This window comes from Mesorhizobium sp. M7A.F.Ca.US.002.01.1.1 (genome assembly GCF_004022955.1).
GTDB classification, from domain to species: Bacteria; Pseudomonadota; Alphaproteobacteria; order Rhizobiales; family Rhizobiaceae; genus Mesorhizobium; species Mesorhizobium ciceri.
This window is the reverse complement of sequence record NZ_RZQE01000803.1, coordinates 1-1663: the sequence shown is the minus strand read 5'-3', so window position 1 is coordinate 1663 and position 1663 is coordinate 1. Positions and strand designations below refer to the sequence as shown.

Annotated in this window: 2 protein-coding genes; both read left to right on the top strand. The window is 62.1% G+C overall.

The genetic code is table 11. The features are described 5' to 3' along the window. The coding region (locus tag EN932_RS35620) for an ABC transporter permease (protein WP_245483396.1) at nucleotides 1–746 on the top strand (746 nt) is incomplete at its 5' end. Beyond that, the gene (locus EN932_RS35615) at nucleotides 715–1455 is read left to right on the top strand and encodes an ATP-binding cassette domain-containing protein (RefSeq protein ID WP_064995363.1); all 741 of its coding nucleotides are present in this window, start codon (nucleotides 715–717) and stop codon (nucleotides 1453–1455) included. The genes EN932_RS35620 and EN932_RS35615, both read left to right, overlap by 32 nt. The last annotated feature ends 208 nt before the right edge of the window (nucleotides 1456–1663 follow it).

Sequence of the window (1663 nt, the reverse complement as noted above, 5' to 3'; positions counted from 1 at the left end):
CGCCCGCGCTGACCGTAGCGGTTTCCCTGCTCGGGCTTTGCCTGCTGTGGAACCTTGCGGCAGGCGTCTGGCCAAGCCGTGCCTTTCCAGGACCTGGGCAGGTCTGGCAGGTGCTTCTCAGGGAGGCTGCGAGCGGCGACCTCTTTTACCATCTCGGCGTGACCCTCGGCCGGGTCGCCGCAGCATATATCGTCGCAATGATCATCGGATCCGTCATCGGCGTTTTGCTCGGCAGCTATCGTCGCGTCGACCGTTTTTTCAACCCGTGGGTGATCCTGTTCCTCAACATCCCGGCGCTGGTGGTCATCGTCCTCGGCTACATCTGGTTCGGCCTCAACGAGGCGGCGGCGATCGGCGCGGTGGCAGTGAACAAGATCCCGAATGTCGTGGTGACGATGCGTGAAGGCGCCAGGACGCTTGATCCAAGCTACGCCGAAATGGCCACCGTCTATCGCTTCGGCCGCCTTGATCGCATCCGCCATATCCTGCTGCCGCAATTGCAGCCCTATCTTGCCGCCGCGTCGCGATCCGGCATCGCCCTCATCTGGAAGATCGTCCTGGTCGTCGAACTGCTCGGCCGCTCGAACGGTGTCGGCTTCCAGATCCATCTCTATTTCCAGCTTTTCGATGTCGCCGCCATTCTTGCCTACACGCTGGCTTTCGTGGCGGTGATGCTTGTCATTGAACTTCTCCTGGTGCAGCCCGTTGAACGACATGCAACCCGTTGGCGCCGTCGTCCCGCTTAAGGTCGACATCGCCGAAAAGACCTTCAGGTCCGCGCGAGGCGTCTCGATCACGGCGCTTCAGGACCTTTCCTTCGAGGTCCGGCAAGGCGAATTCGCCTGCTTGCTTGGACCGTCGGGCTGCGGCAAGACCACGACGCTGCGTATCCTGCTTGGCTTGGACAAAGACTTTTCCGGCTCCTTCCAGTTGCCGCAAGGAGGTTCGAACCGCATCGCCGCCGTATTCCAGGAACCGACCCTGCTGCCGTGGCGAACGGTGGAGCAGAATGTCAGGCTGGCGTTGCCGAAAAGCTTGAGGGCGAAAAATCTCGACGGGCTGTTCGACACGCTCGGCCTCGCGGCCATGCGCTCGCTCTATCCTGCCGAACTGTCGCTCGGCCTTGCGCGCAGGGCAGCACTTGCCAGGGCTTTCGCCACGGAGCCGGCGGTGCTTTTCCTGGACGAACCCTTTGTCTCGCTCGACGAACAGACCGCCGAGCGGCTTCGGCATCTGCTTTTGACCGTGTGGTCGGAACGGCCCACGACCGCCTTGATGGTGACGCACAATCTACGCGAGGCACTGATGCTCTCGGACCGCATCATCGTGCTCGCGCCGCGGCCAACCCATGTGCTCGGCGTGTTCGACGTACGGTTGCCACGGCAACATCGCAATTCGCAGGTGATGAGCGACCTTCTGCGGTCGTTCCATCATAGATTTCCGGACGTCACCTGATCGCCTGCAGGTGAAATGCATATCGGAGGCCTTCATGTCGATCGATCGGCTAAGACGCAGGCTTGTGCGTGGCTTCGCCTGTACCGCCGCCAGCGCCGCCTTGATGCCGTGCTGCCTCGGACGAGCCGCGGCTGGCAACCTGGGATTCTCGCTCAGGCAGATCGCCGACGGCGTCTTCGCCTTCCAGGGCACGGATGAATTGATGACC

Excerpts from the sequence above, each read along its gene's own strand:
- EN932_RS35615 (WP_064995363.1), top strand. The coding sequence starts at position 715 with ATGCAACCCGTTGGCGCCGTCGTCCCGCTTAAGGTCGACATCGCCGAA.